General features: G+C 72.2%; 28 protein-coding genes. 16 read left to right on the top strand and 12 right to left on the bottom strand.

Going from position 1 to position 26,752, the window contains the following annotated elements:
* The first annotated feature begins 74 nt into the window (after window positions 1-74).
* Window positions 75-1,016 (top strand): acyl-CoA dehydrogenase family protein, encoded by a 942-nt coding sequence (locus tag ACTWPV_RS00700; protein WP_443150175.1) that lies wholly within the window; start codon window positions 75-77, stop codon window positions 1,014-1,016.
* Here ACTWPV_RS00700 and ACTWPV_RS00695 read toward each other — a convergent pair.
* Entirely contained in the window at window positions 1,013-1,516 is a 504-nt protein-coding gene (locus ACTWPV_RS00695; RefSeq protein ID WP_443150174.1) for a hypothetical protein, read from the bottom strand. The two genes, ACTWPV_RS00700 and ACTWPV_RS00695, sit on opposite strands and share 4 nt — an antisense overlap.
* 93 nt (window positions 1,517-1,609) lie before the next feature.
* On the opposite strand from ACTWPV_RS00695, the gene ACTWPV_RS00690 reads away from it, so the two are divergent.
* From ACTWPV_RS00690 to ACTWPV_RS00670, 5 genes are all read left to right on the top strand, one after another.
* Complete coding sequence (locus tag ACTWPV_RS00690; protein WP_443150173.1) at window positions 1,610-2,677, top strand: LLM class flavin-dependent oxidoreductase; 1,068 nt, start codon at window positions 1,610-1,612, stop codon at window positions 2,675-2,677.
* On the top strand, window positions 2,674-3,747 hold the full coding sequence (locus ACTWPV_RS00685) for a hypothetical protein (protein WP_443150172.1): 1,074 nt from the start codon (window positions 2,674-2,676) through the stop codon (window positions 3,745-3,747). Before ACTWPV_RS00690 ends, ACTWPV_RS00685 begins: the two co-directional genes overlap by 4 nt.
* Before the next feature lie 23 nt (window positions 3,748-3,770).
* Window positions 3,771-5,303, top strand: coding sequence for an AMP-binding protein (locus ACTWPV_RS00680; protein WP_443150171.1), 1,533 nt, complete (start codon window positions 3,771-3,773; stop codon window positions 5,301-5,303).
* Window positions 5,304-5,541: 238 nt separating this feature from the next.
* Window positions 5,542-6,843, top strand: coding sequence for an FAD-dependent oxidoreductase (locus ACTWPV_RS00675; RefSeq protein ID WP_443150170.1), 1,302 nt, complete (start codon window positions 5,542-5,544; stop codon window positions 6,841-6,843).
* Window positions 6,827-7,969, top strand: coding sequence for a DUF6986 family protein (locus ACTWPV_RS00670; RefSeq protein ID WP_347641520.1), 1,143 nt, complete (start codon window positions 6,827-6,829; stop codon window positions 7,967-7,969). Before ACTWPV_RS00675 ends, ACTWPV_RS00670 begins: the two co-directional genes overlap by 17 nt.
* Window positions 7,970-7,979: 10 nt before the next feature.
* On the opposite strand, the gene ACTWPV_RS00665 is transcribed toward ACTWPV_RS00670, so the two are convergent.
* The 5 genes from ACTWPV_RS00665 to ACTWPV_RS00645 all read right to left on the bottom strand — a co-directional run bounded on the left by ACTWPV_RS00665 (window position 7,980) and on the right by ACTWPV_RS00645 (window position 12,915).
* The gene (locus ACTWPV_RS00665) at window positions 7,980-8,660 is read right to left on the bottom strand and encodes a copper homeostasis protein CutC (RefSeq protein ID WP_347641519.1); all 681 of its coding nucleotides are present in this window, start codon (window positions 8,658-8,660) and stop codon (window positions 7,980-7,982) included.
* Between the two features lie 215 nt (window positions 8,661-8,875).
* Window positions 8,876-9,478: a GNAT family N-acetyltransferase gene (locus tag ACTWPV_RS00660; protein WP_347641518.1), complete on the bottom strand. Its 603-nt coding sequence runs from the start codon at window positions 9,476-9,478 to the stop codon at window positions 8,876-8,878.
* Between the two features lie 200 nt (window positions 9,479-9,678).
* A complete protein-coding gene (locus ACTWPV_RS00655) occupies window positions 9,679-10,428 on the bottom strand; it encodes a GntR family transcriptional regulator (RefSeq protein ID WP_347620337.1) in 750 nt (249 codons plus the stop codon).
* Between the two features lie 922 nt (window positions 10,429-11,350).
* Entirely contained in the window at window positions 11,351-11,746 is a 396-nt protein-coding gene (locus tag ACTWPV_RS00650; protein WP_347641517.1) for a Zn-ribbon domain-containing OB-fold protein, read from the bottom strand.
* Entirely contained in the window at window positions 11,746-12,915 is a 1,170-nt protein-coding gene (locus ACTWPV_RS00645) for a thiolase C-terminal domain-containing protein (RefSeq protein WP_347641516.1), read from the bottom strand. The genes ACTWPV_RS00650 and ACTWPV_RS00645 overlap by 1 nt, the downstream gene beginning before the upstream one ends.
* Before the next feature lie 140 nt (window positions 12,916-13,055).
* On the opposite strand from ACTWPV_RS00645, the gene ACTWPV_RS00640 reads away from it, so the two are divergent.
* From ACTWPV_RS00640 to ACTWPV_RS00620, 5 genes are all read left to right on the top strand, one after another.
* Window positions 13,056-13,655, top strand: coding sequence for a flavin reductase family protein (locus ACTWPV_RS00640; RefSeq protein ID WP_443150169.1), 600 nt, complete (start codon window positions 13,056-13,058; stop codon window positions 13,653-13,655).
* Window positions 13,642-14,790 (top strand): acyl-CoA dehydrogenase family protein, encoded by a 1,149-nt coding sequence (locus tag ACTWPV_RS00635; protein WP_443150168.1) that lies wholly within the window; start codon window positions 13,642-13,644, stop codon window positions 14,788-14,790. The genes ACTWPV_RS00640 and ACTWPV_RS00635 overlap by 14 nt, the downstream gene beginning before the upstream one ends.
* 47 nt (window positions 14,791-14,837) lie before the next feature.
* Complete coding sequence (locus ACTWPV_RS00630) at window positions 14,838-15,611, top strand: SDR family oxidoreductase (protein ID WP_347641513.1); 774 nt, start codon at window positions 14,838-14,840, stop codon at window positions 15,609-15,611.
* An 82-nt stretch (window positions 15,612-15,693) separates the two neighbouring features.
* On the top strand, window positions 15,694-16,989 hold the full coding sequence (locus ACTWPV_RS00625) for a DUF2252 domain-containing protein (protein WP_347641512.1): 1,296 nt from the start codon (window positions 15,694-15,696) through the stop codon (window positions 16,987-16,989).
* Window positions 16,990-17,051: 62 nt separating this feature from the next.
* On the top strand, window positions 17,052-17,783 hold the full coding sequence (locus ACTWPV_RS00620) for an SDR family oxidoreductase (RefSeq protein ID WP_347641511.1): 732 nt from the start codon (window positions 17,052-17,054) through the stop codon (window positions 17,781-17,783).
* Window positions 17,784-17,916: 133 nt separating this feature from the next.
* On the opposite strand, the gene ACTWPV_RS00615 is transcribed toward ACTWPV_RS00620, so the two are convergent.
* Window positions 17,917-18,174, bottom strand: a complete 258-nt coding sequence (locus ACTWPV_RS00615) for a hypothetical protein (protein WP_132507351.1) — start codon at window positions 18,172-18,174, stop codon at window positions 17,917-17,919.
* Window positions 18,175-18,228: 54 nt separating this feature from the next.
* Window positions 18,229-18,510, bottom strand: coding sequence for a hypothetical protein (locus ACTWPV_RS00610; RefSeq protein WP_347641510.1), 282 nt, complete (start codon window positions 18,508-18,510; stop codon window positions 18,229-18,231).
* Between the two features lie 247 nt (window positions 18,511-18,757).
* On the opposite strand from ACTWPV_RS00610, the gene ACTWPV_RS00605 reads away from it, so the two are divergent.
* Window positions 18,758-19,027, top strand: coding sequence for a sigma-70 family RNA polymerase sigma factor (locus ACTWPV_RS00605; RefSeq protein ID WP_443150167.1), 270 nt, complete (start codon window positions 18,758-18,760; stop codon window positions 19,025-19,027).
* A gap of 22 nt (window positions 19,028-19,049) precedes the next feature.
* Here the strand turns inward: ACTWPV_RS00605 and ACTWPV_RS00600 are convergent, their stop codons facing one another.
* Entirely contained in the window at window positions 19,050-19,895 is an 846-nt protein-coding gene (locus ACTWPV_RS00600) for an SDR family oxidoreductase (protein ID WP_443150166.1), read from the bottom strand.
* 47 nt (window positions 19,896-19,942) lie between these two features.
* On the opposite strand from ACTWPV_RS00600, the gene ACTWPV_RS00595 reads away from it, so the two are divergent.
* The 4 genes from ACTWPV_RS00595 to ACTWPV_RS00580 are packed head-to-tail and all read left to right on the top strand — an operon-like array spanning window position 19,943 to window position 23,205.
* Window positions 19,943-20,671, top strand: coding sequence for an enoyl-CoA hydratase family protein (locus ACTWPV_RS00595; RefSeq protein ID WP_443150165.1), 729 nt, complete (start codon window positions 19,943-19,945; stop codon window positions 20,669-20,671).
* The gene (locus ACTWPV_RS00590; RefSeq protein WP_443150164.1) at window positions 20,668-21,468 is read left to right on the top strand and encodes a CoA transferase subunit A; all 801 of its coding nucleotides are present in this window, start codon (window positions 20,668-20,670) and stop codon (window positions 21,466-21,468) included. The genes ACTWPV_RS00595 and ACTWPV_RS00590 overlap by 4 nt, the downstream gene beginning before the upstream one ends.
* Window positions 21,458-22,180: a CoA-transferase subunit beta gene (locus tag ACTWPV_RS00585; protein WP_443150163.1), complete on the top strand. Its 723-nt coding sequence runs from the start codon at window positions 21,458-21,460 to the stop codon at window positions 22,178-22,180. Before ACTWPV_RS00590 ends, ACTWPV_RS00585 begins: the two co-directional genes overlap by 11 nt.
* Window positions 22,177-23,205 (top strand): NAD(P)H-dependent flavin oxidoreductase, encoded by a 1,029-nt coding sequence (locus ACTWPV_RS00580; protein WP_443150162.1) that lies wholly within the window; start codon window positions 22,177-22,179, stop codon window positions 23,203-23,205. Before ACTWPV_RS00585 ends, ACTWPV_RS00580 begins: the two co-directional genes overlap by 4 nt.
* A 91-nt stretch (window positions 23,206-23,296) precedes the next feature.
* Here ACTWPV_RS00580 and ACTWPV_RS00575 read toward each other — a convergent pair whose 3' ends face one another.
* From ACTWPV_RS00575 to ACTWPV_RS00565, 3 genes are read right to left on the bottom strand one after another with little or no spacing between them, the layout of a single operon-like run.
* Complete coding sequence (locus ACTWPV_RS00575) at window positions 23,297-23,968, bottom strand: pentapeptide repeat-containing protein (RefSeq protein WP_347641503.1); 672 nt, start codon at window positions 23,966-23,968, stop codon at window positions 23,297-23,299.
* Between the two features lie 4 nt (window positions 23,969-23,972).
* Complete coding sequence (locus ACTWPV_RS00570) at window positions 23,973-25,499, bottom strand: glycoside hydrolase family 3 protein (protein ID WP_347641502.1); 1,527 nt, start codon at window positions 25,497-25,499, stop codon at window positions 23,973-23,975.
* Window positions 25,500-25,551: 52 nt separating this feature from the next.
* Complete coding sequence (locus ACTWPV_RS00565; RefSeq protein WP_443150161.1) at window positions 25,552-26,721, bottom strand: acetyl-CoA C-acetyltransferase; 1,170 nt, start codon at window positions 26,719-26,721, stop codon at window positions 25,552-25,554.
* Window positions 26,722-26,752: the final 31 nt, after the last annotated feature.

The raw sequence follows: 26,752 nt of genomic DNA, 5'->3' as shown, positions 1-26,752 counted from the left end.
TATGAAATCGTACAAAAAGGGCAAAATTGGGTCATCGGTGTATCATCGAGCAATCGCTTGGTTAGGATGCGTCCGTGGGCCTTCCCGATGAACTGCGTGACGCCGTCCGCGCCTATCTCGCCGGCCGGCCCGGCGCGTCCTGGCAGGAGGCCGCGCGCGACCTCGGCCTCGCCGGACTGCTCATTCCCCAGGAGCACGGCGGCGCGGGCTGCGGCCCGGCCGAGATGGCGGCCGTGGCCGGGGAGCTGGGCCGGGTCCTTTCCCCCCACCCGTTCCTGCAGTCGGCGGTGATGGCCGTCGCGGCGGTCGAAGCCTGCGGGGCCGGGGAACTGCTGAGCGCGCTCGCCGACGGCTCGGCGACCGCGACCGTGGTGCTGCCGGGCGACGGCGACCTGCGGCTGGAGGGCGACCTGCTCACGGGCGACGTCCCGTACGCGCCGGCGGGCGAGGTGGTGCTCGTCTATGCCGGCGGGCTGCTGGTGGAGGCCGTGCCGACGCGGCGCGAGCCGTACGCGACGATGGACGAGAGCCGCCCGTTGCAGCGGCTCGCCTTCCACCAGGCCCCGGCACGCCGGCTGGGCGACGGCGGGTCGTGGACCCGCGTGCGCGACCTCGGCATCGCGGCCCTGGCCGCCGAGCAGGCGGGCGGGGCGCGGCGCTGCCTGGAGATGGCCGTCGAGCACGCCAGGGCGCGGCGGCAGTTCGGGCGGCCGATCGGGTCCTTCCAGGCGATCAAGCACAAGCTGGCCGATCTGCTCCTGCTGGTGGAGTCGGCTTGCTCGGCGGCGCAGGCCGCGGCCCGCGACGAGGTGTCCGCGGCCATCGCGGGCTCGTACTGCACGGAGGCCTATCTGGCGGCGGCCGGCGAGAACATCCAGGTCCACGGGGGGATCGGGATCACCTGGGAACACCCGGCGCACCGCTATCTCAAGCGCGCCACCTCGGACGCGCAGCTCTTCGGGCCTCCGCAGGCCCACCGCGCCCGCCTGGCGGCTCGCGTCTTCGCGGGCGCCTAGCCTCCGAGCAATTCCTCCCACGGATGACGGGTGTTGGTGCGGCGGGTGGTGTCGAGGGCCTCGGACAGCCGCCAGAAACCGGACCGCGCCCGCAGGGTGGCCCGGCCCATCGGGTCGATCGCGCGCAACTCGAACCGCACGCCCATCACGTCGAGCATGGCCGAGCCCGCGCCGCCCGGGCCCGCCTCTGTGACGAGAGAGCCGCCGAAGGCGCGGACATGACCTGAGAGGAGCTCGGCCACCTCCGAGGCGTACGGGCCGTCGCGCCACTCGATGTGCCAGCTGTGGTCGGCTCCGCGCCACCAGGTCAGGTCGCGGCACGACTCGATGAAGTCGACCTCGGTCGCGAGCGCGGCCATCACCCGGCCGAACGCCTCGTAGCCGCGGGCGCTCGTGAGCGAGAGGTCGTCGTCGCCTGCGTCGGGGCCGCTGCCAGGACCGGGGCCGGGGAGCGCGCCGTCCTTGGGCCGCCGCGGCGCGCGCTTTCGCTTCACGGGCATCACTCTGATCGTCACCGCGCCCTTCCCGCAAGTCTTTGCCGCTGATACGCTCTACCAAGCGAGCGCTTGGTCACCAACCTTGCCGGAGGCGCGATGACGTCCCTACGGATCAGCCTGGGATACGAACTGGAGGTCCGCGGTCGCACCCGCGACGTCGAACAACAGGCGTTCCGGAACGTGATCCAGCAGGTCGTGCTGGGCGATCGGCTGGGGTACGACACCGCGTGGTTCGTGGAGCACCACTTCACCAGGGGCTTCTCCCACTCCTCCGCCCCCGACCTGGTCCTCGCCGCCATCTCCCAGCGCACCGAACGCATCCGACTGGGGCTCGGCGTGGTGCTCCTGCCGTTCCAGTCCCCGATCCGCACGGCCGAGCGCGTCGCCACGCTGGACGTGCTCAGCGGCGGGCGGGTGGAGTTCGGCACGGGACGAGGCGCCTCGCCGCTGGAGTACCAGGCGTTCCAGCGGCCGTTCGAGCAGTCGCGGCGGATCTGGGAGGACTCGCTGGAGGCGACGCTGGCGATCTGGCGGGCCGACGGCGCGCCGGTCAGCAGGTCGAACGACTTCTTCGAGATCCCCGACGTGGCCGTCTACCCCCGGCCGGCTCAGCAGCCGCATCCACCGGTGTGGGTGGCCTCCACGTCGCTGGAGGGTTATCTGGCGGCGGCGCGGAACGGGTACAACCTGCTCGGCATGACCATGCTCAAGGGCATCGACGACGTGGCCGCCGACATCACGAGATATCGCAGTTGCCTGGCCGAGAGCGGCTTCGACCCGGCCAGCCGGCGCGTCGCCCTGATGATCCCCTGGTACGTCGCCCCCACCCGCGAAGAGGCGACCGCCACGGCCGCCGACGCCGTGCTGTGGTACATCCGCCGCCAGGTCAACCTCGTCACCCCGCCCGGCTACTACGACGCCCGCCACGCCACGCACCGCGTGCTGGGCCAGCTGGCGGCCGGGCTGCCCCCCGAGGAGGCGATGGCCACCCTGCGCGAGAACCTGATGGTGGTGGTGGACGACGTGGCGGGCTCGCGCAAGGCCCTGGCCAGGATCGCCGAGGCGGGCGCCACCGACCTCATCATCCAGGCGCAGGTCGGCGGCCTGGCGCACGACCGGGTGTGCGACGCGATGACGCTGTTCATGACCGAGGCGGCGCGGTGACCCGTCCCTGGCTGACCCGTGACGACCTCGGGGCCGCCGGGCACTCCGCCACCGGCCTGCTCCTCGTCTCCCCCGACGCGTCGAGCGTCCTGCCGATGGGGCCGGACGACCGCGCGGCGGCGTCCGCGCTGACCGGCGCGGCGCTGCGCGCGGCGGGGGTGGGCGAGCGCGACCGCGTCGTGGTGGCCCTGGCGGAGCCGGCGGGCGCGCTGTGGAGCGCCGCTGCGGCCGACGTGGCCGCGGCCGCCGCCTGCACCGGGCCGCGCGGCCGGATGCGGCTGCACCACACGCTGTCCGCGCTGATGGCCACCACGCTGGTCATCACCCCCACGGGGGCGATGGACCTCCTGGCCCGCCTGCACCTGGAGTTCCTGCTGGACCCGCTGGACCTGGGCCTCAGGACCATCGTGCTCACCGGCGAGATCGCCTCGAAGCGCACGATCGGCCATCTGGCGGGCGAGTTCGGGGCACGCGTCACGGAGGTGCTGGCGAGCCCGTTCGGCGGCACGGCCCTGGCCTGGCGCGCGGCCGAGGACGACCCGCTCACGCCGCTCGCCGGCGGCCTGATCGCCCCGGCTCCCCTGACCAAGGACGACTGGTCCGCGCCGCCCGGCCCGCTGGCCGAGCTCGTCCTCACCCCTCGCGGCCACGCGACGTTCGGCGACGCCGTGCTGAGGACCGGGCTGGTGGTCAGGACCGGTCCTCAGCACGGTCCCGGCGTCCCCGCCCCCGCCCATACGGCCGGCGAGCACGTCCTCGTGAGGGGCGTGTGGCTGGCCCTGCCCCGCGTCGAGAAGGCGCTGGCGACGATCGACGGCGTGGCGGGCTGGGAGCTGGCGATCAGCCGCCCGGGGACGCTGGACGCGGCGGCGCTGACGGTGACGTTCACCCGCGAGAGCCTGGTGGGCAACCCCATGTGGCGCTCGCGGATCGAGCAGGCACTCCGGGCGCTGACCCCCGTCTCGATCGCCGTGGAGATCGCCGGGAACGTCTCGGAGGCGCCCTTCCCCGCGACGGTGACCGACCTGCGCGGCCACCACCTCGGCAGGGACCGGGCGCTCATCACCTGAGAGGCGACGGGAGGCGCGAGCCGATGGCACCGATGCCGGACTGGGGGACGCTCCCCCGCATGCTGCGCGACCAGGCCGGGCACCACCCCGGCGTCACCGTGGTCGCCGGGGGCGGCGCCGGCGTGACGTTGTCCGGGTTGCGGGCCGCGGCGGCCGGGATCGCCCGCGGCCTGATCGCCCTGGGAGTCGGCCCGGGGGACCGGGTGGCGATGTGGGGGGTGAACTCGGCGTCCTGGGTGGTGCACGCCTTCGGGATCTGGGACGCGGGCGCGGTCATCGTGCCCCTCTCGTCCCGGTACAAGGGCATCGAGGCGGCCCAGCTCATCGAGAAGACGGGCGCGAAGGTCCTGATCACGGGCACGGGCCCGGCGGACGCCCCGCTCGCCGGCCTCCTGCCGCCGCTTCCCGGCCTGCGGGTCGTCAGCGCCGAGGCGGGCGGATTACGGGCGCTGGGCGCGGAGGTCTCCGCCGGGGAGGCCGATGACCGGGCGCTCGCCGTCCGCCCCGACGACCTGTGCGAGATCATGTCGACGTCGGGCACCACCGGCGCGCCCAAGGGCGTCATGCTCGACCACGCCCAGATCCTGCGCGGCTACTGGGACTGGTCCGAGATCGTCACCCTGGACGAGCACGACCGCTACCCGGTGATCGCCCCGTTCAGCCACGGGTTCGGGCTGAACGCCGGGCTCGTCGCGTGCGTGCTGCGCCGGTCCACGATGGTGCCGGTCCCGCTCTTCACCCCCGACGCCCTGATGTCGCTGATCTCGTCCGAGCGGGCGAGCGTGCTCGCCGGCCCGCCCACGCTGTTCCACCGGCTGCTCGACGAGCTGGACCGGGGTTCGTGGGACGTGTCGTCGCTGCGGGTGGCCATCTGCGGGGCCGCCGCCGTGCCGTCCGCCCTGATCACCAGGATGGTCGAGCGGGTCGGGCTCGAGCGGATGATCAACGCGTACGGGCTGATGGAGGGCACGGTCGTCTCCATGACCAGGGCCGGCGACCCCATCGACGTGATCGCGAACACCACGGGCAGGCCCGTGCCCGGCATCGAGGTCAAGATCGTCGACGATGACGGCGAGGAGGTCGCTCCCGGCGAGCGCGGCGAGATCCTGCAGCGCGGCTACGGCGTGATGCGCGGCTACTGGAACGAGCCCGCCAGGACGGCCGAGGCCGTCGACGCCGGCGGCTGGCTGCGCACCGGCGACGTCGGCGTGCTCGACGAGGCCGGCAACCTGGCCATCGTGGACCGCAAGAAGGAGCTCTACATCGTCAACGGGTTCAACGTCTCCCCTGCCGAGGTCGAGTCGCTGCTGCTGCGCGAGGGCTCGCTGGCGCAGGCCGCGGTCATCGGCGTGCCCGACCCGGTGGCGGGCGAGGCCGGCCTGGCGTACGTGGTCGCGCGGCCGGGCGTGACGCCCGACCCCGAGGCCCTGCTCGCCTGGGCGAGGGACAACATGTCCGGCCACAAGGTGCCCAGACGCGTCATCGTGGTCGACGCCCTGCCCGCCAACGCCAACGGCAAGATCGACAAAAAGGCCCTGCGCGACCGGCTGCCGTGAGCCTCAGGGGTCCCCTGGAGGGGACGGGCGGGTTACGGTGGGCTCGGCGCCTGAAAAGAACGGCCTGAGAAACGGCCTGAATATGCGGTCCGGACGAGCGGTCACGCCGGCACTGCCCGGTTGTGCGCCGTTCACCGGCCGCGTTCATCCGGGTCGGCGATCGGGGATACATCGATCACACCGGCCGGTTGTACTTAAGGGGACACATGTCTCGTGCGACCGGGTCTTAGGAGGCAGCGTGGCGTTGCACGTGGCGGTCATCGGGTCGGGTCCCGCCGGGATCTACACGGCGGAGGCCCTGGTCAAGCAGTCGTCAGAGCCTGTCCATGTCGACGTGCTCGAACGCCTGCCGACCCCGTACGGGCTGGTCAGGTACGGCGTCGCGCCCGACCACACGTCGATCAAGTCGATCGCCAACTACCTGCGCAGGGTGCTGGAACTCCCGGAGGTGCGCTTCCTCGGCGGCGTCACGCTGGGCGAGCACCTTTCCGTCGAGGACCTGCTCGGCGTCTACGACGCGGTGGTCTACTGCACGGGCGCGATGGTCGACAGGAAGCTCGGCATCCCCGGTGAGGACCTGCCGGGCAGCGTGGCGGCGACCGACTTCGTCAACTGGTACTGCGGCCATCCCGACGTCGACTCCGGCAGGTTCACGCTCGACACCTCCGAGGTCGCGGTGATCGGCGTCGGCAACGTGGCCGTCGACGTCGTCAGGGTGCTGGCCAAGACGTCCGACGAGCTGCGCTCGACCGACGTACCCCATGACGTGCTCGAACGCCTCCAGCACAGCCAGGTCAAGGCCATCCACATGATCGGCCGCCGTGGCCCCGAGCACGCCAAGTTCACCCTGAAGGAGCTGCGCGAGCTCGGCGAGCTGGCCAACGCCGACGTCTGCGTCCGCCCGGAGGAGGCGGTCGTGCTGGGCGGCGACTTCCCGCGCCAGGTCCAGGGCAACATCAAGGTCCTGCAGTCGTGGGCCGGGCGCGAGCCGGTGGGCCGGCCGCGCCGCCTCGACGTGCGCTTCTGGCTGCGGCCCGTGGAGATCCTCGGCACCGAGCGGGTCGAGGGCATCACGCTCGAACGCACCCGGCTGTCGGACGAGGGCCGCGTGGTCGGCACGGGCGAGTTCGAGACGCTGCCCGTCGGCATGGTGCTGCGTTCCGTGGGCTACCAGAGCGTGCCGCTGCCCGGGGTGCCGTTCTCCGAGGCGACCATGACCGTGCCGCACGAGGCCGGCCGGGTGCGCGAGCGCGAATACGTGGCCGGCTGGCTCAAACGCGGGCCCACCGGGGTGATCGGCACCAACAAGTCCGACGCCGCGGAGACCGTGCGCACGCTCCTCGCCGACCTCGCGGGACACGAGCGGGCTCACCGCGGCTCCGTCGACGCGCTGCTGGCCGAGCGCGGGGTGCGGCCGGTGACGTACGAGGAGTGGCTGGCGATCGAGCGGGCCGAGGCCGAGCTGGCCAGGTCGCTCGGCAGGGGCGAGCGCGTCAAGCTCGTGGGCTTGGAGGCCATGCTCCGTGCGTGCCGGCCTTAGGGGTTTCGCGCAGGCGTACACGGTCCAGCTGGCCCGCTATCCCGCCGGCGAGCTGGAGTGGCAGCCCGTCCACACCGTCTACGTCCCCGCCGACCGGTTCACGGCCGGCACGGTCTCGGCGTGGGGCGACCAGGCGGCGTCCCTGGTCGAGGCCCATCTGGCCGGCCCGGGCGAGCTGGCCGAGGTGTTCGGCGTGCCCGGCGGGCTGGCGCCGGCCGTCCACGAGCGGCTGGTGCGCAAGCTGGCGTCCGCGCCCGTCGAGGACGTGCGCGTCGACTTCGAGGACGGCTACGGCGTACGCCCTGACGGGGTCGAGGACGGGCACGTGGAGCAGGCGGCCGAGGCGGTGGCCGCGCTGCACGCCGCCGGGGCGCTGCCGCGGCGGTGGGGGCTGCGGGTGAAGTCGTTCGCCGACGGCGACCCCGAGCGGTCGGCGCGCACGCTCGACGGGTTCGTCACGGGGGTGGTCGCGCGGGCCGGGGAACTGCCCGGCGGGTTCGTGGTGACCTTCCCCAAGGTGCTGATGGAGGCCTACCTCGGGCAGTTCGCCGGGGTGCTGGCGCGGCTGGAGAGCGGGCTCGGGACGCGGCTGCGGTTCGAGATACAGGTGGAGGCGCCGCAGACGCTGCACTTCCTGCGCGGTGACCTGCCCGAGTCGCTGGACGGCCGGCTGGCGGCGGCGCATTTCGGGGTCTTCGACTACACGGCGGCCATCGGGTTGCCGCCGCACGAGCAGCGGCTCGACCATCCGGCCTGCGACCACGCCAGGCACGTGATGCAGACGGCGTTCGCCGGCACGGGGGTGGAGTTGTCCGACGGCTCGCTGGCCGCCTCGCCGGCCTCCGGCGGGAAGGAGGACGTGCACGCGCTGTGGCGCCGGCACGCCGAGCTCGTCAGGCACTCGTTGCGGCACGGCTTCTACCAGGGCTGGGACATGCACCCGTCACACCTGGTGAGCAGGTTCGCCGCCGTCTACGCCTTCCACCTGGCCCGCTACGACTCCTACCGGGAGCGGGTCAGCGCGTGGGAGGAGCAGCGGCAGGCGGGCGGAGGCGTCATGGACGAGCCCGCCACGATCCGCACGCTCGCGGCCGCCCTCCGCCGCGCCGACCTGACCCTTCCGTGAAGGCCGCGGCTCAGTCGCGTTCGACCAGGGCGCGCCACTGGCGTACCAGGCGCCACTCGACCGGGTCCGACCAGCTCGCCCGCACCGCCGATCCGACGTGGAAGGCGCGGATGCCGTAGTCGAGCAGGGAGGGCACGTACGCCGGCCGCAGGCCGCCACCGGCCAGGATGATCGAGCCGTCGCCCGCCCCGGCGCGTGCCTTCAGCACGGGCAGCCCGCTCCCCACGCCCGTGGGAGAGCCCGAGGTGAGCACGGTGGCCAGGTTGGGGAGTAACCGCACGGCCCGCCACGACGCCTGCACGTCGGCGGCGTGGTCGACGGCTCGGTGGAACGTCCAGGGCAGCGGGGAGACGGCGTGGATGAGCGCCTCGGTGGCCGCCAGGTCGACCGCGCCGGCCCCGTCCAGGAAACCGAACACGAACCCCGCCGCCCCCGCCTGCGCCAGTGCTTTGGCGTCGCGGGCCAGCCGGTCGAGCGCGTCGGCGTCGGCGGCGAAGCCGGCGTCGCGCCGGAGCATCACCATCTGGGGGAGGGGGCATTCCGCGGCGATCGCGGCCACGGTCTCCGGGGAGGGGGTCAGCCCGTCGGCCGCCATGTCGGCGACGACCTCAAGCCGGTCGGCTCCGCCCTGTTCGGCGGCCACGGCGTCGCGCACGTTGAGCGCGATCACCTCGAGCAGGGATCCGGTCATGCAGGAGAGGCTATATGGTGCTCTGCACCCTTCTGCCGCCATAGCCCAAAAGGCGGCAGGATGACACCCTCACAGTGCCTCTCCGCCCGCCTGAGAGCCCTCCTGCGGGGCCGCGCACCGGCGGGCTGCGGGTGGGGTCGCGGGCGGGCGGCGTCCGCCGGTCCACGGGGCGTACACGCGGGCCCGGCCCCCGCGCGGGGGCCGGGCCAGGAGTGTCAGGCGCTGATCAGCTCCGCCATCGTCAGGTCACGGAAGGCCGTGGCCGGAAGGTCCAGCGAGGGGCGCTGGAAAAGGGCCCCGGAGGACCGGTGCGGCAGGTCCACCGTACGGACGTGCCGGAACCCCCGGGTGCGGTAGTAGCGCTGCAGGCGCGGATTGCCCTTGGCGCAGTCGAGCCGCAGCCAGGGCAGCCCCGCGGAGCAGGCCGCGGCTCCGGCCCAGTCGAGCAGGGCGTCACCGAGACCGCTGCCCGACCACGGCCGGGCGACGGCGAGCTTGTGGATGTAGAGTGCCGCGCCCGGATCGTCGGCGGGTGTCCAGAATTCCGGGTCGGCGTGGTCGTCGAGGGCTATGGTGGCAACCGGTGGTGCCGCTTCGTCGGGGTCGAGATATCTGAGCTCGTCGTCGAGCAGGAAGAGCACCCGCTCCTCGATGAGCGGTTCGATCCGCTCGGGACCGAAACCCCCGCGGGGCCACTGCCTGAGACCCTGCGTATGGAGCCACTCGGCGGTGTCCGCCAGGAGAGTGAGTACGCCGGGAAGGTCCGCGGGTTCCGCGCGCCGGAGCGCGAGCGGATGAAGCAGCGTGTTCGTGTGCATAATACAACTCCCGTTGCGTCGGGTGCCCGCGCTGGCACAAAGCGTGATGACGCGATGGTGCGCGGTGGCCGAAAAGGGCCTTAACCCGATATATATGGATAAATGGCGATTTGGGGGAGTATGCACGACTCCCCGAGGCCAGCGAGGCGGCTAATTCTCGCTGCGCCCGGCCGGCGGGATCACCCCTTCGAACGAGCTCTTCAGCGGCGATCGAGCTCGTATCTGATCAGATGTTTGTCGGCGGGCAGCACCGACACCGCGACACGCACGGGCATGTCGGCCCCGTCGAAACCAACGCGGACATAGACCATGACTGGCGTGCCGAGTTCGAGCTGGAGGCGCTCGGCTTCCTCCTGGTTGGGCATGCGGGCCCAGATGTCGTCGACGACGCGTATCTGCGCATGCCCCAGCTCTTCCAGCACCCGGTTCGCCCCTCGCGCGATGTCTCCGGGCCTGGCGATCTCGGAGTCGGCGACGAGATCACGTGGAAAGTAGGAATCGTTGGTGTTGTACGGCTGGCCGTCCACGAACCGCAGACGGCGTCTCACCACCGCCAATTCCCCGTCGGCCAACTCCAGCCTGCTGGCGATCTCCTCGACTGGAGACACCGTCAGGACCTCGATGTACTGGCTCGGGGCACGGCCCTCCTGCGCCACGGCGTAGGCGAAGGCTTCCCGAAGTTCCCCACTGGGTTGCGGCTCCAGCTCCCGCTGCGGATAGATCAGCAGCGGTCTGCGGTCCCGGACCACCGTCCCGCGCCGCGGCGTGCGCGTGACCAGCCCTTCGTTGACGAGTTCGCCGAGGGCCAGCCTGACGGTGTTCCTGCTCACCCCATGGTCTTCCATGAGCTGCGCCTCGGTCGGCAGCTGCGCCCCGGGGCCGAGGACACCCGAGTAGATGGCTCGTCTCAACTCCGAAGCCACCTGCTGATACAGCACCGACCTTGCCACTTTCACCCCTTTTGTTCCAACAATTTAGACGATCTGGTTCTAGCAGGCCACAACCCCTTGACCAAACCCCCTCGCCCGGCCCATCATCCATTCGTTGGTACAAATCCATCTATAGGCCGGTGAGGAGGTGAAGGCCAGTGTTGCCGGACCGCACGGATATGCCATACCCGCGCTGGCATGCCTCTCGCGACACAACACGTTTACTGCGTTACGTGTTGTGTCGCCAGGGGTCCACCCACACCTACCAGAGCAATGGCACCTCCGTGCAATCGACGTTGACTGAGCTGACCGTGTGGTGCGAAGACGGAACCTTTGTCTGGAATGAGGAGGGTGGCGCCCCCGTCACGCACCCCGACGATGACCCGATTGACCCAGCTCAAGACATCGCCGCATGTCGCCGGCAGCGCAAACCTTCTCCCTCCCCACCGACTCCGTGTGTGAACTAACGGCCTAGGACTCCATCCCTCGCCGGAGTCCTGGCGCCGTCGCACACGGGGCAGGAAGCGCGTCCTGGCGGGTCCCCCACGCCCGCCAGGACGCGTTTTCCTCCGAGGACCGACCAGTTGCCCGGGAATTCGACCGGCTGCAGCCTCTTCTCCCGTTGCGAGGCTCGCTCCGGTCAGGCGGCGCCCGGGCCAGGCTGGGCGGACACGGCCAGGCGCGGGCAGGCGCGAAGGCAGGCTCACCGGCGGGCAGGATCACGACCCACGACCTCACGGTCGCGCCCGTCACCACGCCAGAACCTCTCACGCCAGCCACCACCGAGCCGTCCGCGTCGACGCCTACCGCATCATCATCAACCCTCGGGGCCGGACCCGTGAGCCGCTTGGGAAAGGCGGGGCTGGTGGGGTTTTCCGGTACCAATCGAATGTGCGACGCAAGATCGACCAGCGCGAGACCTTGCGCCGCGACCGACGATCGTCTAGGGCTCTGGCCGCCAGTCGACCAGGGTCAGGTCCGCGTCGACCCGGGTGTAGGAAGCCGTGACCCGCTCGCCATGCTCCGGCGGCCGCCGGCCGCGCCAGTTCCCGTACACGAAGCAGCCGGGGACCGCCACCAGCCTGACCATCACCACCACGTACGGCTCCCGCAGGCCGGGCACGAAGGGCTGGTGGTTGACGATCCAGCTCTCCACCGTTCCCTCCGGCGCCACCTCCCGCCAGTGCGCGCCCTCCGTACGGCATCGCGCGCAGAACGCCCTGGCCGGGAAGCGGGCCGTGCCGCAGGTGTCGCACACCTGCACCGCGAACTCCCGCCTGCCGACCCGCTCCCACCACTCCCGGGAATCCCGGTCGGGCTCCGGCCGGTACCCCGCCATCACGCCCTCCGCAGGATCAGGGCCGAGGTGGCCGGAAGGACGTAGCCGGGCTGGGCCGTGGACAGCGCCACCTCCGCGCCCGGCACCTGGCGCTCGCCGGCGTCGCCCCTCAGCTGGGAGACCGCCTCGGCGATGTGGTTCATGCCGTGCACGTAGCCCTCGGACAGGAAACCGCCGTGTGTGTTGACCGGAAGCGGGCCGCCGGCCGCGGTGGCGCCCGAGGCGACGTACGGCCCGCCCTCGCCCTTGCCGCAGAAGCCGTAGTCCTCCAGCTGGACGATCACCGAGTACGTGAAGCAGTCGTACAGCTCGGCCACGTCGATGTCGCCGGGCCCGAGACGGGCCTGCGCGTACAGGCGTGGGGCGAGGGCGGCGGCCGCGGTCACCGTGGGGTCGGCGCCGGGGCCCGAAAGGTGGGTGGTGCCGCCGCCCCAGGCCGTAGCGGAGATCAGCACGGGAGGGCGGCGCAGGGCTCGGGCGCGTTCGGCGGTGGTGACGACGACGGCGCAGGCGCCGTCCGTCTCCAGGCAGCAGTCCAGGAGGCGGAACGGCTCGGCGATCCACCGGCTCGCCAGGTAGTCGTCCAGGGTGATGGGGGTGCGCATCAGGGCGCGGGGGTTCCGGGCGGCGTTCGCGCGCTGGATGACGGCCAGCTGCCCGAAGTGCTCGGCTTTTGTCCCATATTTCAACATGTGGGCGCGGGCGTACATGGCGTACTGCTGCGGTGGCGCGACATAGCCGTACGGGGCCTGGTACTGCACCTCCGGGCTCACCGGCACGCCCCGGCCCGTGCCGCCCATACGGAACTCCGAACGGGCGTTGACGGCCCGGTAGCAGACGACCGTCTCGGCCATGCCCGTCGCGACCGCCAGCGCCGCCTGGCCGACGACCGCGTGCGAGACGCTGCCCCCGCCGAACTGGTCCAGGTGCCAGGCCAGGTCCGCCAGTCCGAGGGCGGGGCCGACCAGGGTCGGCGGGGCCGAGTCTCCCACACGGTGCGTGGCCAGGCCGTCCACCTGGTCCACGGGCAGCCCGGCGTCCTCCAGGGCGGCCAGCACGGCACGGCAGGCCAGCGTCAGGGTGCTGACGCCCGAGTTCTTGGTGAAGGGGGTGTAGCCGACCCCGGCGATCGCGGTCAGATCAGAGAAAGCAAGCAAGCGCTTGGGCACATCCGTCACGTTAGACAGGACGTTTCACCCATGTCAACGCACCTCCCGTGGCCCGGCTTGACACTGTTCCCGGGTTCACCCTACCGTCCAAGCAAGCGCTTGGTAATATTAGGCGCCCCCGGTGGACGAGGAGGCGGACCATGAGCACACACGCTGCCCGGCTCATCGCGCCGGACGGCTGTCGCGGCCTTCCGACGCCCCATCAGCGCAGAGTCCGCAACGGAGCCGCCATGCCGCCCGGCCCCTCACAAGGCCACCTCGACACCCTCCGCTTCCGCCAGGTGCTCGGCAGGTTCGCGACCGGCGTGGTGGCCATCACGGCGGTCGAGCCGGTCAGCGAGGAGCCCTGTGGCCTGGCGGCCAACTCCTTCACCTCGGTCTCGCTCGATCCGCCCCTCGTGGCGTTCTGCGTCGCGCACACCAGCACGAGCTGGCCCAGGGTGCGCGGCGCCAAGGTCGTCACGGTGAACGTGCTGGCCGGGCACCAGCAGTCCGTGTGCGCCCAGCTGGCGGCCAAGGGCGGCGACAAGTTCGCCGGCCTGACGTGGACCGGCTCCCCCGGCGGCAACCCCGTGCTCGACGGCGCGCTGGCCTGGATCGACTGCGCCGTCGAGGCCGAGCACCTGGCGGGCGACCACATGATCGTGGTGGCCCGGGTGCTCCAGCTCGACACCCACGCGGACGGCGGCCCGCTGGTGTTCTTCCGCGGCGGCTACGGCGGCTTCGTTGCGCCTGCCTGACCCGCGGACGCCGGGCGGCTTTCGCGAGAAGGCGCGGGCCTGGCTGGAGGAGGCGCTGAGCGGCGAGTTCGCCCGTGTGCGCGGGCTGGGCGGCCCGGGACGCGAGCACGAGAGGCACGAGGAGCGGCTGGCGTGGGAGCGCCACCTCGGCAGGGCCGGCTGGACCTGCCTCGGCTGGCCCCGTCGGTACGGCGGCCGCGCCGCCTCCCTGGAGGACCAGGTGGCCTTCCACGAGGAGTACGCCAGGGCGCGGGCCCCCGCCAGGGTCGGCCACATCGGCGAAGGGCTGATCGGCCCGACCATCCTCGAGTTCGGCACCGGCGAGCAGAAGGAGCGCTTCCTCCCGCCGATCCAGCGCGGTGAGGAGTTGTGGTGCCAGGGCTACTCCGAGCCGGAGGCCGGATCCGACCTGGCCAACGTCCAGACCAGGGCCCGCCTGGAGGGCGGCACGTGGGTGGTCACCGGCCAGAAGGTGTGGACCTCGCTGGCCCACGTGGCCGACTGGTGCTTCGCCCTGTGCCGTACGGAGGAGGGCTCGCGGCGGCATAACGGACTGTCGTACCTGCTCGTCCCCATGGACCAGCCCGGGGTCGTCGTCCGGCCGATCGTCCAGCTGACCGGGACGTCCGAGTTCAACGAGGTGTTCTTCGACGGGGCACGGACGGCGGCGGGCAACGTCCTCGGCGCGCCCGGCGACGGCTGGCGGGTGGCGATGGCCACCCTCGGCTACGAGCGGGGCGCGTCCACGCTCGGGCAGCAGATCGGCTTCCGGCGCGAGCTGGCCGAGGTGATCGCGACGGCCGGGCGGACGGGCGCGGCGGACGATCCCGTGCTGCGCGACCGGCTCGTCAGATCGTGGCTGGAGCTGGAGATCATGCGCCTCAACGCGCTCAGGATGCTCCGCCCCGGCTCCGGCGCCGAGGTGTCGATCGCCAAGCTCTACTGGTCGGAGTGGCACCGCAGGCTGGGCGAGCTGGCGCAGGCCGTACAGGGCAGGGCCGGCCTGGTGGCCGACGGCGGGCTCAACGAGCTGCAGCGCCTCTACCTGTTCAGCCGCGCGGACACGATCTATGCCGGATCCAGCGAGATCCAGCGGAACATCATCGCCGAGCGCACGCTCGGACTCCCCCGCTGATCGGCCCGCTGATCGGCCCGCTGATCGGCCCGCTGATTGGACTGCTCATGCCCCAGCCCTACCCCAAGGCGCACGGACTGCTCGACGGCAAGGTGACGCTGGTCACGGCGGCCGCGGGAGCCGGCATCGGATACGCGACGGCCAGGCGCTGCGCCGAGGAGGGCGCGACGGTCGTCGTCTCCGACCGGCACGAGCGCCGCCTGGCCGCCGCCGCCGACGCGCTGACCGACCTCGTCGGCGTCACGCCGCTGGCCGTTCCGTGCGACGTGACCTCCGAGGCGCAGGTGCTGGCGCTGTTCGACGCGGCGGTCGAGGCGCACGGCAGGCTGGACGTGGTCGTGAACAACGCCGGGCTCGGCGGCACGGCCCCGCTCGCGGAGATGACCGACGAGCAGTGGCACACGGTCGTCGACGTCACCCTGACCGGCACCATGCGCTGCACGAGGGCCGCGCTCAGGCAGATGACCGCGCAGGGCTCGGGCGTCATCGTCAACAACGCCTCGGTGCTCGGCTGGCGGGCCCAGCCGGGCCAGGCGCACTACGCGGCGGCCAAGGCCGGCGTGATGGCCCTGACCCGGTGCGTCGCCCTGGAGGCGGCCGAGCACGGGGTACGGGTGAACGCCGTGGCGCCGTCGCTGGCGGTCCACCCGCATCTGGCGAAGGTGACCGGGGAGGAGTTGCTGGCGGAGCTGGCGGCCAAGGAGGCGTTCGGCCGGTCGGCGGAGCCGTGGGAGGTGGCCAACGTGATCGTCTTCCTGGCCAGCGACTACTCGTCGTACATGACGGGCGAGGTGGTCTCGGTCTCCGCACAACACCCGTGACTCTCGTGCGAGGGACGCGACCCTGATGGTCAGGGAAAGATCAGGGTAGGCGGGAGGGGCGTCGCGACCTACTGTCCCCACTATGGGCACACGCTCTTCGTTCCTGCTCGATGTCCTCATGACGGAGTTCGGCGAGTCGATCACGACAGATCCTGCGGCGTTCAGGCGGAAATTTCGGAAGATGGCGGCTTCGCCGTTCGCCTTCTACCGGGGCAGTGCCTGCCTGTTCTACGCCGACATGACCGGCGAGTACGCGGACGGCTCCTTCCTCGACGGGCCGACCAGCAGGGTGTGGATCCACGGCGACCTGCACGCGGAGAACTTCGGCACGTACATGAACGCCTCCGGGGTGCTCGTCTTCAACGTCAACGACTTCGACGAGGCGTACGTGGGCCCCTACGTCTGGGACCTCAAGCGGTTCGCCGCCAGCGTGGCCCTGCTCGGGTACGCCAAGGCGCTGTCCGACGACTCGATCAGCATGCTCGTGACCGACTTCGCCGGGGCGTACCTGGTCGAGCTGACCGCCATCGCGGCGGACGGCGACGACGCGATCGGCTCGCTCACTCTGGACACCACCACCGGCGTGCTGCACCGCGTGCTGCAGACGGCCCGGCTGCGCACGCGGGTGGCGCTGCTGGACGCCGAGACCGTGATCGACGGCTATGACCGGCGCTTCGTGCTCGTGGACGGGCGGGAGCCGGTGGACGCGGCGACCCGGCAGGCCGTGCTGGGCGCGTTCGTCGACTACCTGACCACGCTGCCGGTGCGGGTGGACCCGGTCGAACAGGTGATCAAGGACGTGGCGCTGCGCAAGGGCGTGGGCATCGGGTCGGCGGGGCTGCCGTCGTACAACCTGCTGCTCGAAGGGCGGTCGCAGGCGCTGGAGAACGACGTGATCCTCTACATGAAGCAGGCGGCGGCGCCCGCCGTGGCGCGGCACGTCGCCGACGAGAAGGTGTCGGCGTACTTCAAGCACCAGGGGCACCGTACGGCCGAGTCCCAGCGGGCGTTGCAGGACTACGCCGATCCCTGGCTCGGGTACACCACGCTCAACGGGGTGGGGCAGCTCGTGGCGGAGGTGTCCCCGTACTCGGCGGACCTGGACTGGGACGACGTGAACGAACCGGCCGAGCTGCGCTCGATCGTCCAGGACCTGGGACGGGCGGTGGCGCGCATGCACTCGGTGGCCGACGACGAGTCCAGCCACGACCTCGTCGACTTCTCGACGGAGGAGGCGATCGTGGACGTGATCGGCAGCGACAGGTCCGGATTTATCGGCATGCTGGTGGATTTCGCCCATCGGTACGGGGCCCAGGCCCGCGAGGACCACCAGAAGTTCGTCGACCTGTTCCGCAACGGCCGGCTCCCCGGCGTCTGAAACCGGCAGCTAGCAACCGACCGTTCGGTATGGCATGCTTCCGGAACATGACTCTGTTCTCGGTGGAAGGCAAGACAGTCGTCGTCACGGGCGGATCGCGCGGCATCGGGCGCATGATCGCCGCCGGGTTCGTGGAGGCGGGGGCGTCCGTCTACATATCCGCCCGGAAGACGGCCGAGGTCGAGAAGACGGCGGCCGAGCTGGGCTGCGTCGCGGTGCCAGCCGACCTGTCCACGCCCGAAGGGCTTGAGTCACTGGTGTCGGCGGTGGACGGGCCGCTGCACGTGCTGGTCAACAACGCGGGCGCCACCTGGGGGGCGCCGCTGGAGGAATATCCGGAGCACGCCTTCGACAAGCTCTGGAACATCAACGTCAAGGGGGTCTTCTACCTGACCCAGCGGTTCCTGCCGAGGCTCAGGGAGGCGGCGAGCGCGGACGACCCGGCGCGCGTGATCAACGTGGGCTCGATCGACGGGATCAGGGTGCCGGCGCTGCCGAGCTATGCCTATTCCTCGACGAAGTCGGCCGTGCACATGCTCACCCGGCACCTGGCCAGGCACCTGGCCGTGGAGCACATCACGGTCAACGCCATCGCACCCGGGCCGTTCGACTCCAAGATGATGGCCTTCGCCCTGAACGACCCCGAGACCCGCGAGAGCATCGCCTCCAGCGTGCCCCTGGGCCGCATCGGGCGCCCCGAGGACATGGCGGGCGCGGCCATCTATCTGTCGTCGCGGGCGGGCGCGTATCTGACGGGAACGGTCATCCCGGTGGACGGCGGGATCTCCTGCTGAAAGAGCCGGGCCAGGCCGGCCCCGTCACTGGGAAGGGTGCGGGGACGGCGGCGAGCACCTTCCCGGCGGGTCCGGCCTGGCCCGGGGCTCGTGGCGCGCGCGTTCTGGCGGATCGCGGCGCCGTGGCTCTGGACTAGTCGAGCACGTCGTCGATGGCCACGTCGCCACCGTGGGTCGCGGTCACGGCGACGCCGTTGACGTTGTTGACCCCGGTCGCGCCGCGACCGCTCACGTTGCTGTTGACGACGTTGCCGAAGTTGTTGCCCGACTGGATGGCGTTGCGGTTGCGGCTTGCGTTGCCGGCGTTGGTGTCGGCGAACGCGGGGGCCGACATGAGGGCCATCCCGGTCGCGGCGGCGACGACGATGCCGGACACGCAGAGCTTCTTCATGTGAGGTCCTTTCACTGTTCGGGTCACTGTTCGGGTTGGTCGGACGTCAGCCGGTCAGTCGAAGATGTAGATCACCGTGATGCCGCCGTTGGTGGCGGTCGGGGCTATGCCGTTGACGTTGTTGACGTTCGTCGAGTGGTCCTGGCCGCGGTTGGTGGCGAAGACGTCGGCGAAGTTGTTGCCGGATTGGGTCGAGTCGCTGTTACGGCTCCAGTTGGCCGCCCAGGAGCGCCCATCCCAGGGCCCGGCCACGTCATCGGCGTGAGCGGGGACGGCGAACAGCAGCCCGCCGGCGACCGCCGACACCGCGGCCGCGGCGCACACCCTTTTGATCACTTCTGCTCCTTCACCGGTATGGAAGTCGCCGGAGGCAGCGGACGCCGTGGGCCCGAAGGCGCACCACCAGCCCCATTGACCTTTGTTGACCTCAGCGGATCAAGGCCAGTGCGAGCATATAACCGTACGTTGCCGATGAGTAGCTCTGAGTGATCAGAACTTTGTTCGGCCATGACGCGGCCACGAGGCGCCGGTGACCCGCGGGGGTCCGGCCCGCTTCGACACCGCCTCACGACCCGTACGCGCTGTGCTGACGCTTCCAACCCGGCGCCCCTCACGGGAGCCGAACCGCCCGAGATCGGGCAGTCACACGACGAGACACCGCCTGGCCCTGCGCCACGCGCTCGCCCAGCTCACGCCGAAGCAGCGGGCGGTCATCGTGCTGCGCTTCTTCGAGGACCGCACCGAACGCGAGACGGCACAGCTCATGGGCGTCTCCATCGGCACCGTGAAGAGCCAGACCCACTACGCGCTGTCGAAGCTGTGCGCGCTAACCCCCGAGGAGGCGTACCGATGAGCCCTGGCTCCCGCCGGTGAGCTCAGCGGGATCTCGCGGTCAGGTGGCGCCAGGCCGGGGTCTCGCCGCCGCCGTCCACCCGCACCTCGGCGCCGGTCACGTAGCCGGGCGCCGCCAGCCACAGGCACACCTGGGCCACGTCGCCGGGCGCCGCCATCCGGCCCGCCGGGATGGTCGCCCCGATCCGTCCGGCGCCCGTCTCATCGGGCCCCGGCGCGCCGGCGATCAGCGGAACCGTGCCCGCCGGCCCGCCCTCCCGCACCAGGACATGGCCGTCGGTCGCCGGGCCGCCCTGGCGGGGGTCGTAGTGAGGGGTGGCGCCGGTCGTGGCGGCCAGGCCGACGACGATCGTGTTGACCCGTACGCGTGGCGCCCACTCGGCGGCCAGGCAGCGGGCCAGGTGGTGCAGGCCCGCCTTGGCGGCGCCGTACGCGGCGGTGCCGGGCGAGGGGCGGCTGCCGCTGACGCTGCCGATCATCACGATCGCGCCGCACGAGGCGGCGAGCAGCGGGTACGCGCGCTGCGACACGAGCAGCGGGGCCGTCAGGTTGAGCTCGATGACGCGGGCGTGCAGGCGCGGCGAGGTGCCGTCCACCGGCGCGTTCGGCGACCCGCCCGCGTTGTTGACCACCACGTCGAGCCGGTCGAAGCCGGAGACGAGCCGGTCGACGTCCTCGGGGTCGCGCACGTCGGCCTGGACGAACCGGATCCCACGGGGGTGGGTGGGCGTTTCGGCGGGTGGGGTGCGGGCGCAGATGGTGACGGTGGCGCCCGCGTCGTGGAAGGCCCTGGCGATGGCGGCGCCGATGCCCCTGGTGCCGCCCGTCACCAGGACGGTCCTGCCCGTGTGGTCGTAAGTCACGGTCACGGGTGCTACCGTACCAAGCAAGCGTTAGGTGAAACCAGGGAGTCGGGTTGGGGATCACGCTGCGGGCCGGGCCGGTCGCCGAGGTCGTCGTGGACGTGCCGCCGGTGAACGCGCTGGCCGTACGGGCCTGGGAGGAACTGGCCGAGGCCGTACGGACGGCCGGCTGCGATCCGGGCACCAGGGTGGTCGTGCTGCGTGCGGAGGGGCGCGGGTTCAACGCCGGAGTCGACATCAAGGAGCTGCGGGACGCCGACGGGCACGCGCGGCTGGTCGCGGTCAACCGGGCGTGTCATGCGGCGTTCGCGGCGGTCTACGCGTGCGCGGTGCCGGTGGTCGCAGCCGTCCACGGGCACTGCCTGGGCGGCGGCGTCGGGCTGGCGGGCAACGCCGACGTGGTGGTGGCGAGCGACGACGCCTACTTCGGCCTGCCCGAGGTCGACCGGGGCGCGCTGGGCGCGGCCACGCACCTCGCCAGGCTCGTGCCGCCGCACCTGATGCGGGCCATGGTCTACACGTGCAGGAACGTCACGGCGGCCGAGCTGCACGCGTTCGGCTCGGTGCTGGAGGTGGTGCCGCGCGACCGGCTGCGCGACGCGGCGGCCCAGGTGGCGGAACAGATCGCCGTGAAGGACCCGTACGTCATCCGCTGCGCCAAGGAGTCGCTCAACGGCATCGACCCGGTGGACGTCAACCGCAGCTACCGCTTCGAGCAGGGCTTCACCTTCGAGCTGAACCTGATGGGCGCGGGCGAGCGGCACAGGGAGCGGTTCGCATGACGAAGGTGATGACGGCCGAGGAGGTCGCCGCTTCGGTGGAGAGCGGCATGACGGTCGGGATCGGCGGCTGGGGTTCGCGCCGCAAGCCGATGGCCCTCGTACGCGCGATCCTCCGCTCCCCCGTCCGCGACCTCACGCTCATCTCGTACGGCGGCCCCGACGTCGGCATGCTCTGCGCGGCGGGGAAGGCGCGCAGGGTCGTGGCCCCGTTCGTCACGCTCGACTCCATCCCGCTGGAGCCGCACTTCCGCCGGGCCAGGCAGACGGGGACGATCGCGTTCACCGAGTACGACGAGGGCATGTTCATGTTCGGGCTGCTGGCGGCGGCGCACCGGCTGCCGTTCCTGCCGACGCGGGCAGGGCTGGGGTCGGACGTGATGCGGGTCAACCCGGAGTTGCGGACGGTCCGGTCACCGTACGCGGACGGGGAGGAACTGGTCGCGGTCCCGGCGCTGACGATGGACGTGGCGCTGGTGCACGTGAACCGGGCGGACGCGCGGGGCAACGCGCAGTACCTGGGTCCGGATCCGTACCTCGACGACCTCTACGCCAAGGCTGCCGCGCGCTGTTACGTCTCGTGCGAGCGGGTGGTGGACGACCTCCTCAAGGAGGGTCCGCTGCAGTCGTTGCTGATCAGCCGGTCGATGGTGACGGGCGTCGTGGTGGCGCCCGGCGGGGCCGGGTTCACCTCGTGCGAGCCCGACTACGGGCGTGACGAGGCGCTCCAGCGGCGCTACGCGGAAACGCCCTGGGAGGAATGGGATGAGCGACCCCATGAGCGGCCCCATGAACGGTAGGGCTGACGTGTGCGTGGTCGCGTGCGCGGAGGCGTTCAGGGGCGACGGGGAGATCCTGGCGGCCGGGATCGGCGGGCCGGTCACGGTGCTGGCGGCGCGGCTGGCGCGGCTGACGTTCGAGCCGGGCCTGCTCACGCACGACGGCACCTGCCTGCTCACCGGCGACGTGCCCGCGCTGGGCGAGGCGCCGGAGGCGGTGGAGGGGTGGCTGCCGTTCCGCGAGCATCTGTGGCTGGTGCTGAACGGCCGCCGCCACGTCATGCTCGGGGCGAGCCAGATCGACCGGTACGGCAACACGAACATCTCCTGCATCGGCGACTGGGCCCGGCCCAAGGCGCAGTTGCTGGGCGTGCGGGGCGCGCCGGGCAACACGCGGTGCGACCCGACGAGCTACTGGATCCCCCGGCACTCTCCCCGCGTGTTCGTGCCCGAGGTGGACATGGTCAGCGGGCTCGGCACGGACCGAGGGGCGTTCGGGCTGCGGCGGGTGGTGACGAACCTGGCCGTCCTGGACTTCGGCGCCCCTGACGGCTCGCTGCGGCTGGTGTCCGTGCATCCGGGGGTGAGCGTGGACGAGGTGGTGGCGGCGACCGGGTTCGCACTCGACCTTCCCCGGGACGTGCCGCGAACGCGGGAACCGTCCGAGGAGGAGCTGCTCGTCCTGGACCGGCTCGACCCCGCGCGCTCGCGCGACCGGGAGGTCGCCGCGTGAGGACCGCCCTGACCTCGCTGACCGGCTGCCGGCATCCGATCGTGCAGACCGGCATGGGGTACGTCGCCGGCGCCCGGCTGGCGGCGGCCGCCTCCCGGGCGGGCGGCCTGGGCGTGATCGGGGCGGCGACCATGTCCGTGCCCGAGATGACCGCCGCGATCAGGCGGGTGAAGGAGCGCACGGACGCGCCGTTCGGGGTCAACATCCGCTCCGACGCGGGCGACGCCGCCGAGCGGGTCGGGGTGATGGTCCGCGAGGGCGTGCGGGTGGCGTCGTTCGCCATGGCGCCCAGGCGGGAGCTGATCGCCCGGCTCAAGGACGCGGGCGTGGTCACGATCCCGTCGGTCGGGGCGCTCCGGCACGCGGAGAAGGTGGCCGGGTGGGGCGCCGACGCGGTGATCGTGCAGGGAGGCGAGGGCGGCGGCCACACGGGGCCGCTCGCCACGACGCTGCTGCTGCCCCAGGTCGTGGACGCCGTGGACATTCCGGTGATCGCCGCCGGCGGCTTCTTCGACGGGCGCGGGCTGGTGGCGGCGCTGGCGTACGGCGCCTGCGGGATCGCCATGGGCACCCGGTTCCTGCTGACCAGCGACTCCCCCGTGCCGGACGAGGTCAAGAAGCTCTACCTGGCGGCGCGGGAGACCGTGGTGACCACCAGGGTGGACGGGGTTCCGCACCGGGTGTTGCGGACGCCGTTCGTGACCTCGCTGGAACGGTCGCGGCTGGTGCGGGCGGTGGTGAACGGAGCCAGGTTCCGGCGGTTGTCGGGGCTGTCGTGGGCCGGGCTGATCCGCGAAGGGCGGCGGATGCGGCGGGGCAGGGAGCTGACCTGGGCCCAGGTGCTGCAGGCGGCCAACACGCCGGTGCTGCTGCGGGCGGCCATGGTGGACGGGCGGGCGGATCTCGGGGTGATGGCGTCCGGGCAGGTGGTGGGCGTCATCGGGGACCTGCCGTCATGCCGGGAACTGATCGAGCGCGTCATGGCCGAGGCCGAGGCCACTCTGGCCCGCCTGCCGGAGCGCTGAGCCCGTCGGCCGAGACCGCGCCATGGCCGGCCCGGCGACGCGCTGAGCCCGCCCGGGCGGATATCCGGTGCGGCCCTCCGTCCCGGCGAGGTCAGAGGACCGTGATGCCGCGGGCGGCGAGGATGGCGTTGGCCTGCGCCTGGTTGATGACGGCGCCCGCGAACGCCCGGAGCTTGGCGTCGTCGGGCTGACCCAGGTCGGCGCCCCGCAGGTCGGCCTTCGTGAACGTGGTGTCCAGCAGGCGCGTGCCGATGAGGCGGCAGTCGCTGAGCGTGGCCTCGGTGAAGTCGCAGCCCGACAGGTCGGCGTCGTCGAAGCGGACCCCCTCGATGTGCTCGCCGCGCAGCGAGCAGCCCCCGAGGTTGGCCAGCGTCAGGTTGGAGCGGGTGACCGTGAAGCCGGTGCCGCGCGAGGCGGTCAGCGCGGCGCCGATCATGCGGCAGCCGGTGAACGACACGTCGGTGAGCAGCGCGCCGCCGAACTGGGCCGAGGACAGGTCGACGTCGGTGAACGCCACGTCGATGAGGTCGGCGTCGTTGAAGCGGGTGCGCATCCCGCCCCCGCCGGTGAAGACCGCCCCGTCGAGGTCGGCCTTGCGGAAGTCGGTCTGATCCAGCACGCACGACTCGAAGCGGGCCCCGGCCAGGGAGGCGCCCCACAGGTCGGTCTCCGTGAGGTCGCATCCGCGGAAGACGTGGCTCTCTTCGGGATCGAGCCGTTCGGACAGCGCCTTGCGGGAGAGGTCCTCGCCGTCGAAGTTCACGGTCTCAGAGACTACCGGCCAGGATCTCCGCGGCGGCCTGGCCGCAGACCCGGGCGGAGCCGTACGTGGCGATGTGCACGGCTCCGAGGTCCGAGCGGGCGGGCAGGCCCATCTCGACCACCACGGCGTCCTTGCGGGCGCTCAGCAGGTGCCTCAGCGCCTCCTCCTGCCACGGGTGGCGGTGCGCGTCCCGGGCCACCACGACCAGCGGGCGGCCGGCCGCCGCGGCGAGCAGCCGCTCCAGTGCGGGACCGGCCGCCTCTCCCGCGGTCATGCGCGTGACCGCGGTGCCGGGCAGCAGCCCGGCCAGCGGCTCGCCCACGCCCCAGGGGGTGTGCCGGTCGATGGCCAGGTTCATCTCCGGCGCCAGCTCCACCACGTGCGGGGCCGCGGCCAGCGGCAGCTCCGGCTCGGTGGAGCGCCGCACGACCCTGACGGCCCGCCGGGCCGCCACCAGCCCGGCGCCGCCGTCGTTCGCGGCGTGGGCGTGCGCGCCGGATCCCGCGCCGCCCTCGCCCCCGGCCCCCGCCGGGCTGCCCGAGGACGCGGTCCATGCCGCCAGCTCGCGGACCCTGCGAGCGGCGTCGGCCAGCCGGTCCTCGGGCAGCAGTCCCTGGGTCACCGCGGCGGCGATCGCGTCGCGGATCCCCGTGGCGGTGGCCTCGTCGGCGTGCTCGCCGCCGACGCAGATCGCGTCGGCCCCGGCGGCGATGGCCCGGACCGACGCGCCGCCGATCCCGTACGCCGCCGTCACCGCGGCCATCTCGATGGCGTCCGTGATGATCATCCCTTGGAATCCCAGCTCCTCGCGCAGCAGCCCGGTGAGCACCTTGGGGCTGAGCGTGGCGGGCAGTTCGCCGTCGTACGAGGGCACGAGGAGGTGGCCCGTCATGACCGCCCTGACGCCCTCCCTGACGGCGTCGGCGAACGGCAGCAGCGCGTCCTCGACGCCGTCCGCGGCCATCTCGGGCACGCCGTGGTGGGAGTCGACCGTGGTGTCCCCGTGGCCGGGGAAGTGTTTGACGCAGGCGGCCACTCCGGCGGACTGCAGGCCGCGGACGAACGCCCTGGCATGCCGGGAGACCAGCGCGGGGTCGGCGCCGAAGGAGCGCAGGCCGATGACCGGGTTGTCCGGGTTGGAGTTCACGTCGGCGGAGGGGGCGAAGTCGATCGAGATGCCCGCGCGGGCCAGGTCGGCGCCGACGTCCGCGGCCAGGGTCTCGGTCATGGCCACGTCGTCGACCACGCCGAGCGCGTACGCTCCGGGGCGGCTGCTGCCGGTGGCCGCCTCCAGCCGGGTGACCTCGCCTGACTCCTCGTCGACGCCGACGAGCACCGAGGGGTTCTCCGCGCGCAGGGCGGCGGTCAGCCGGGCCACCTGGGCAGGATCGGCGATGTTGCGCGAGAACAGCGCAACCCCGGCCAGCCCTTCGCCGAGCCGGCGGCGGAGCCAGTCGGGTGGCTCGTGTCCGGTGAAACCGGGGAACAGGACGGCGTCGGCAAGGCGCAGCAGGTCACCGCTCATGGGCATGACCCGCAATCTAATAGGAAAGTTTCCTATTTGCTAGTGGCATTTTCTGACGTCAGGCCGCCCCCGCGCCGGCGAGCCGTTCGATGACGGCGACATTCGCCTGACCTCCACCCTCGCACATGACCTGCAGGCCGTACGTGCCGCCCGTGCGCTCCAGCTCGTGCAGCAGCCGCACCGCCAGGACCGCGCCGGTCGCCCCGAGCGGATGGCCGAGCGCGATCGCGCCGCCGTTCGGGTTGACCCTGGCGGGGTCGGCGCCGGTCTCCTTCATCCAGGCCAGCACGACGGAGGCGAACGCCTCGTTCACCTCGATCGCCGCGAAGTCGCCGATGGACATGCCGGCCACGCGGAGGGCGTGGGCGGTGGCGGGAATGGGAGCGGAGAGCATCATGATCGGGTCGGCGCCGCGGGCCGACAGGTGGCGTACGCGGGCGCGCGGGGTCAGGCCGTGCTCGCGTACGGCTCTGGGCGAGGCGACGAGCAGGGCGGCGGCGCCGTCGGAGATCTGGGAGGCCAGGGCCGCCGTGAGCCTGCCGCCCTCGGTCAGGGGCTTGAGCCCGGCCATCTTCTCGGGCGAGGTGTCCGCGCGCGGGCCCTCGTCCGCCGTGACGCCCTCGAAGGCGGCGATCTCGCGCCGGAAGCGACCGGCCTCGATGGCGTGCAGGGCCCGCCGGTGCGACGTGTACGCGTACCGCTCCATCTCCTCGCGGGTGATCTCCCAGCGGGCGGCGATCTGCTCGGCTCCGGCGAACTGCGAGACCTCCCGCGTGCCGTACCGCTCGGCCCAGCCCTTGGAGCCCGCGAAGGGGGTCTCGTGCCCGAGCGGTCGGCCCGCGAGCATCGCGGCCGAGATGGGGACCATGCTCATGTTCTGCACGCCGGCGGCCACCACCAGGTCGTTCGTGCCGGAGAGCACGGCCTGTGCGGCGAAGTGCAGCGCCTGCTGGGAGGAGCCGCACTGGCGGTCGATCGTGACGCCCGGCACCTCCTCGGGCAGGCCGGCGGCCAGCCAGCAGGTGCGGGCGACGTCGCCGGCCTGGGGGCCGATGGTGTCGACGCAGCCGAAGATCACGTCGTCGACCGCCGAGGGGTCGGCGCCGGTGCGGCGCATCAGCTCCTTGAGCACGTGGGCGCCGAGGTCGGCGGGGTGCGCTCCGGCCAGTCCGCCGTTCCTGCGCCCGACGGGGGTGCGGACGGCTCCGACGATGTAGGCCTCGCTCATCATCGCATTGTAGCAAGCGCTTGGTCGCACG

This window comes from Nonomuraea sp. KM88, from assembly GCF_052245635.1.
Taxonomy (GTDB): Bacteria; Actinomycetota; Actinomycetes; order Streptosporangiales; family Streptosporangiaceae; genus Nonomuraea.
Note: the sequence above shows the minus strand (reverse complement) of the source record. Positions and strands in the feature narration are given on the sequence as shown.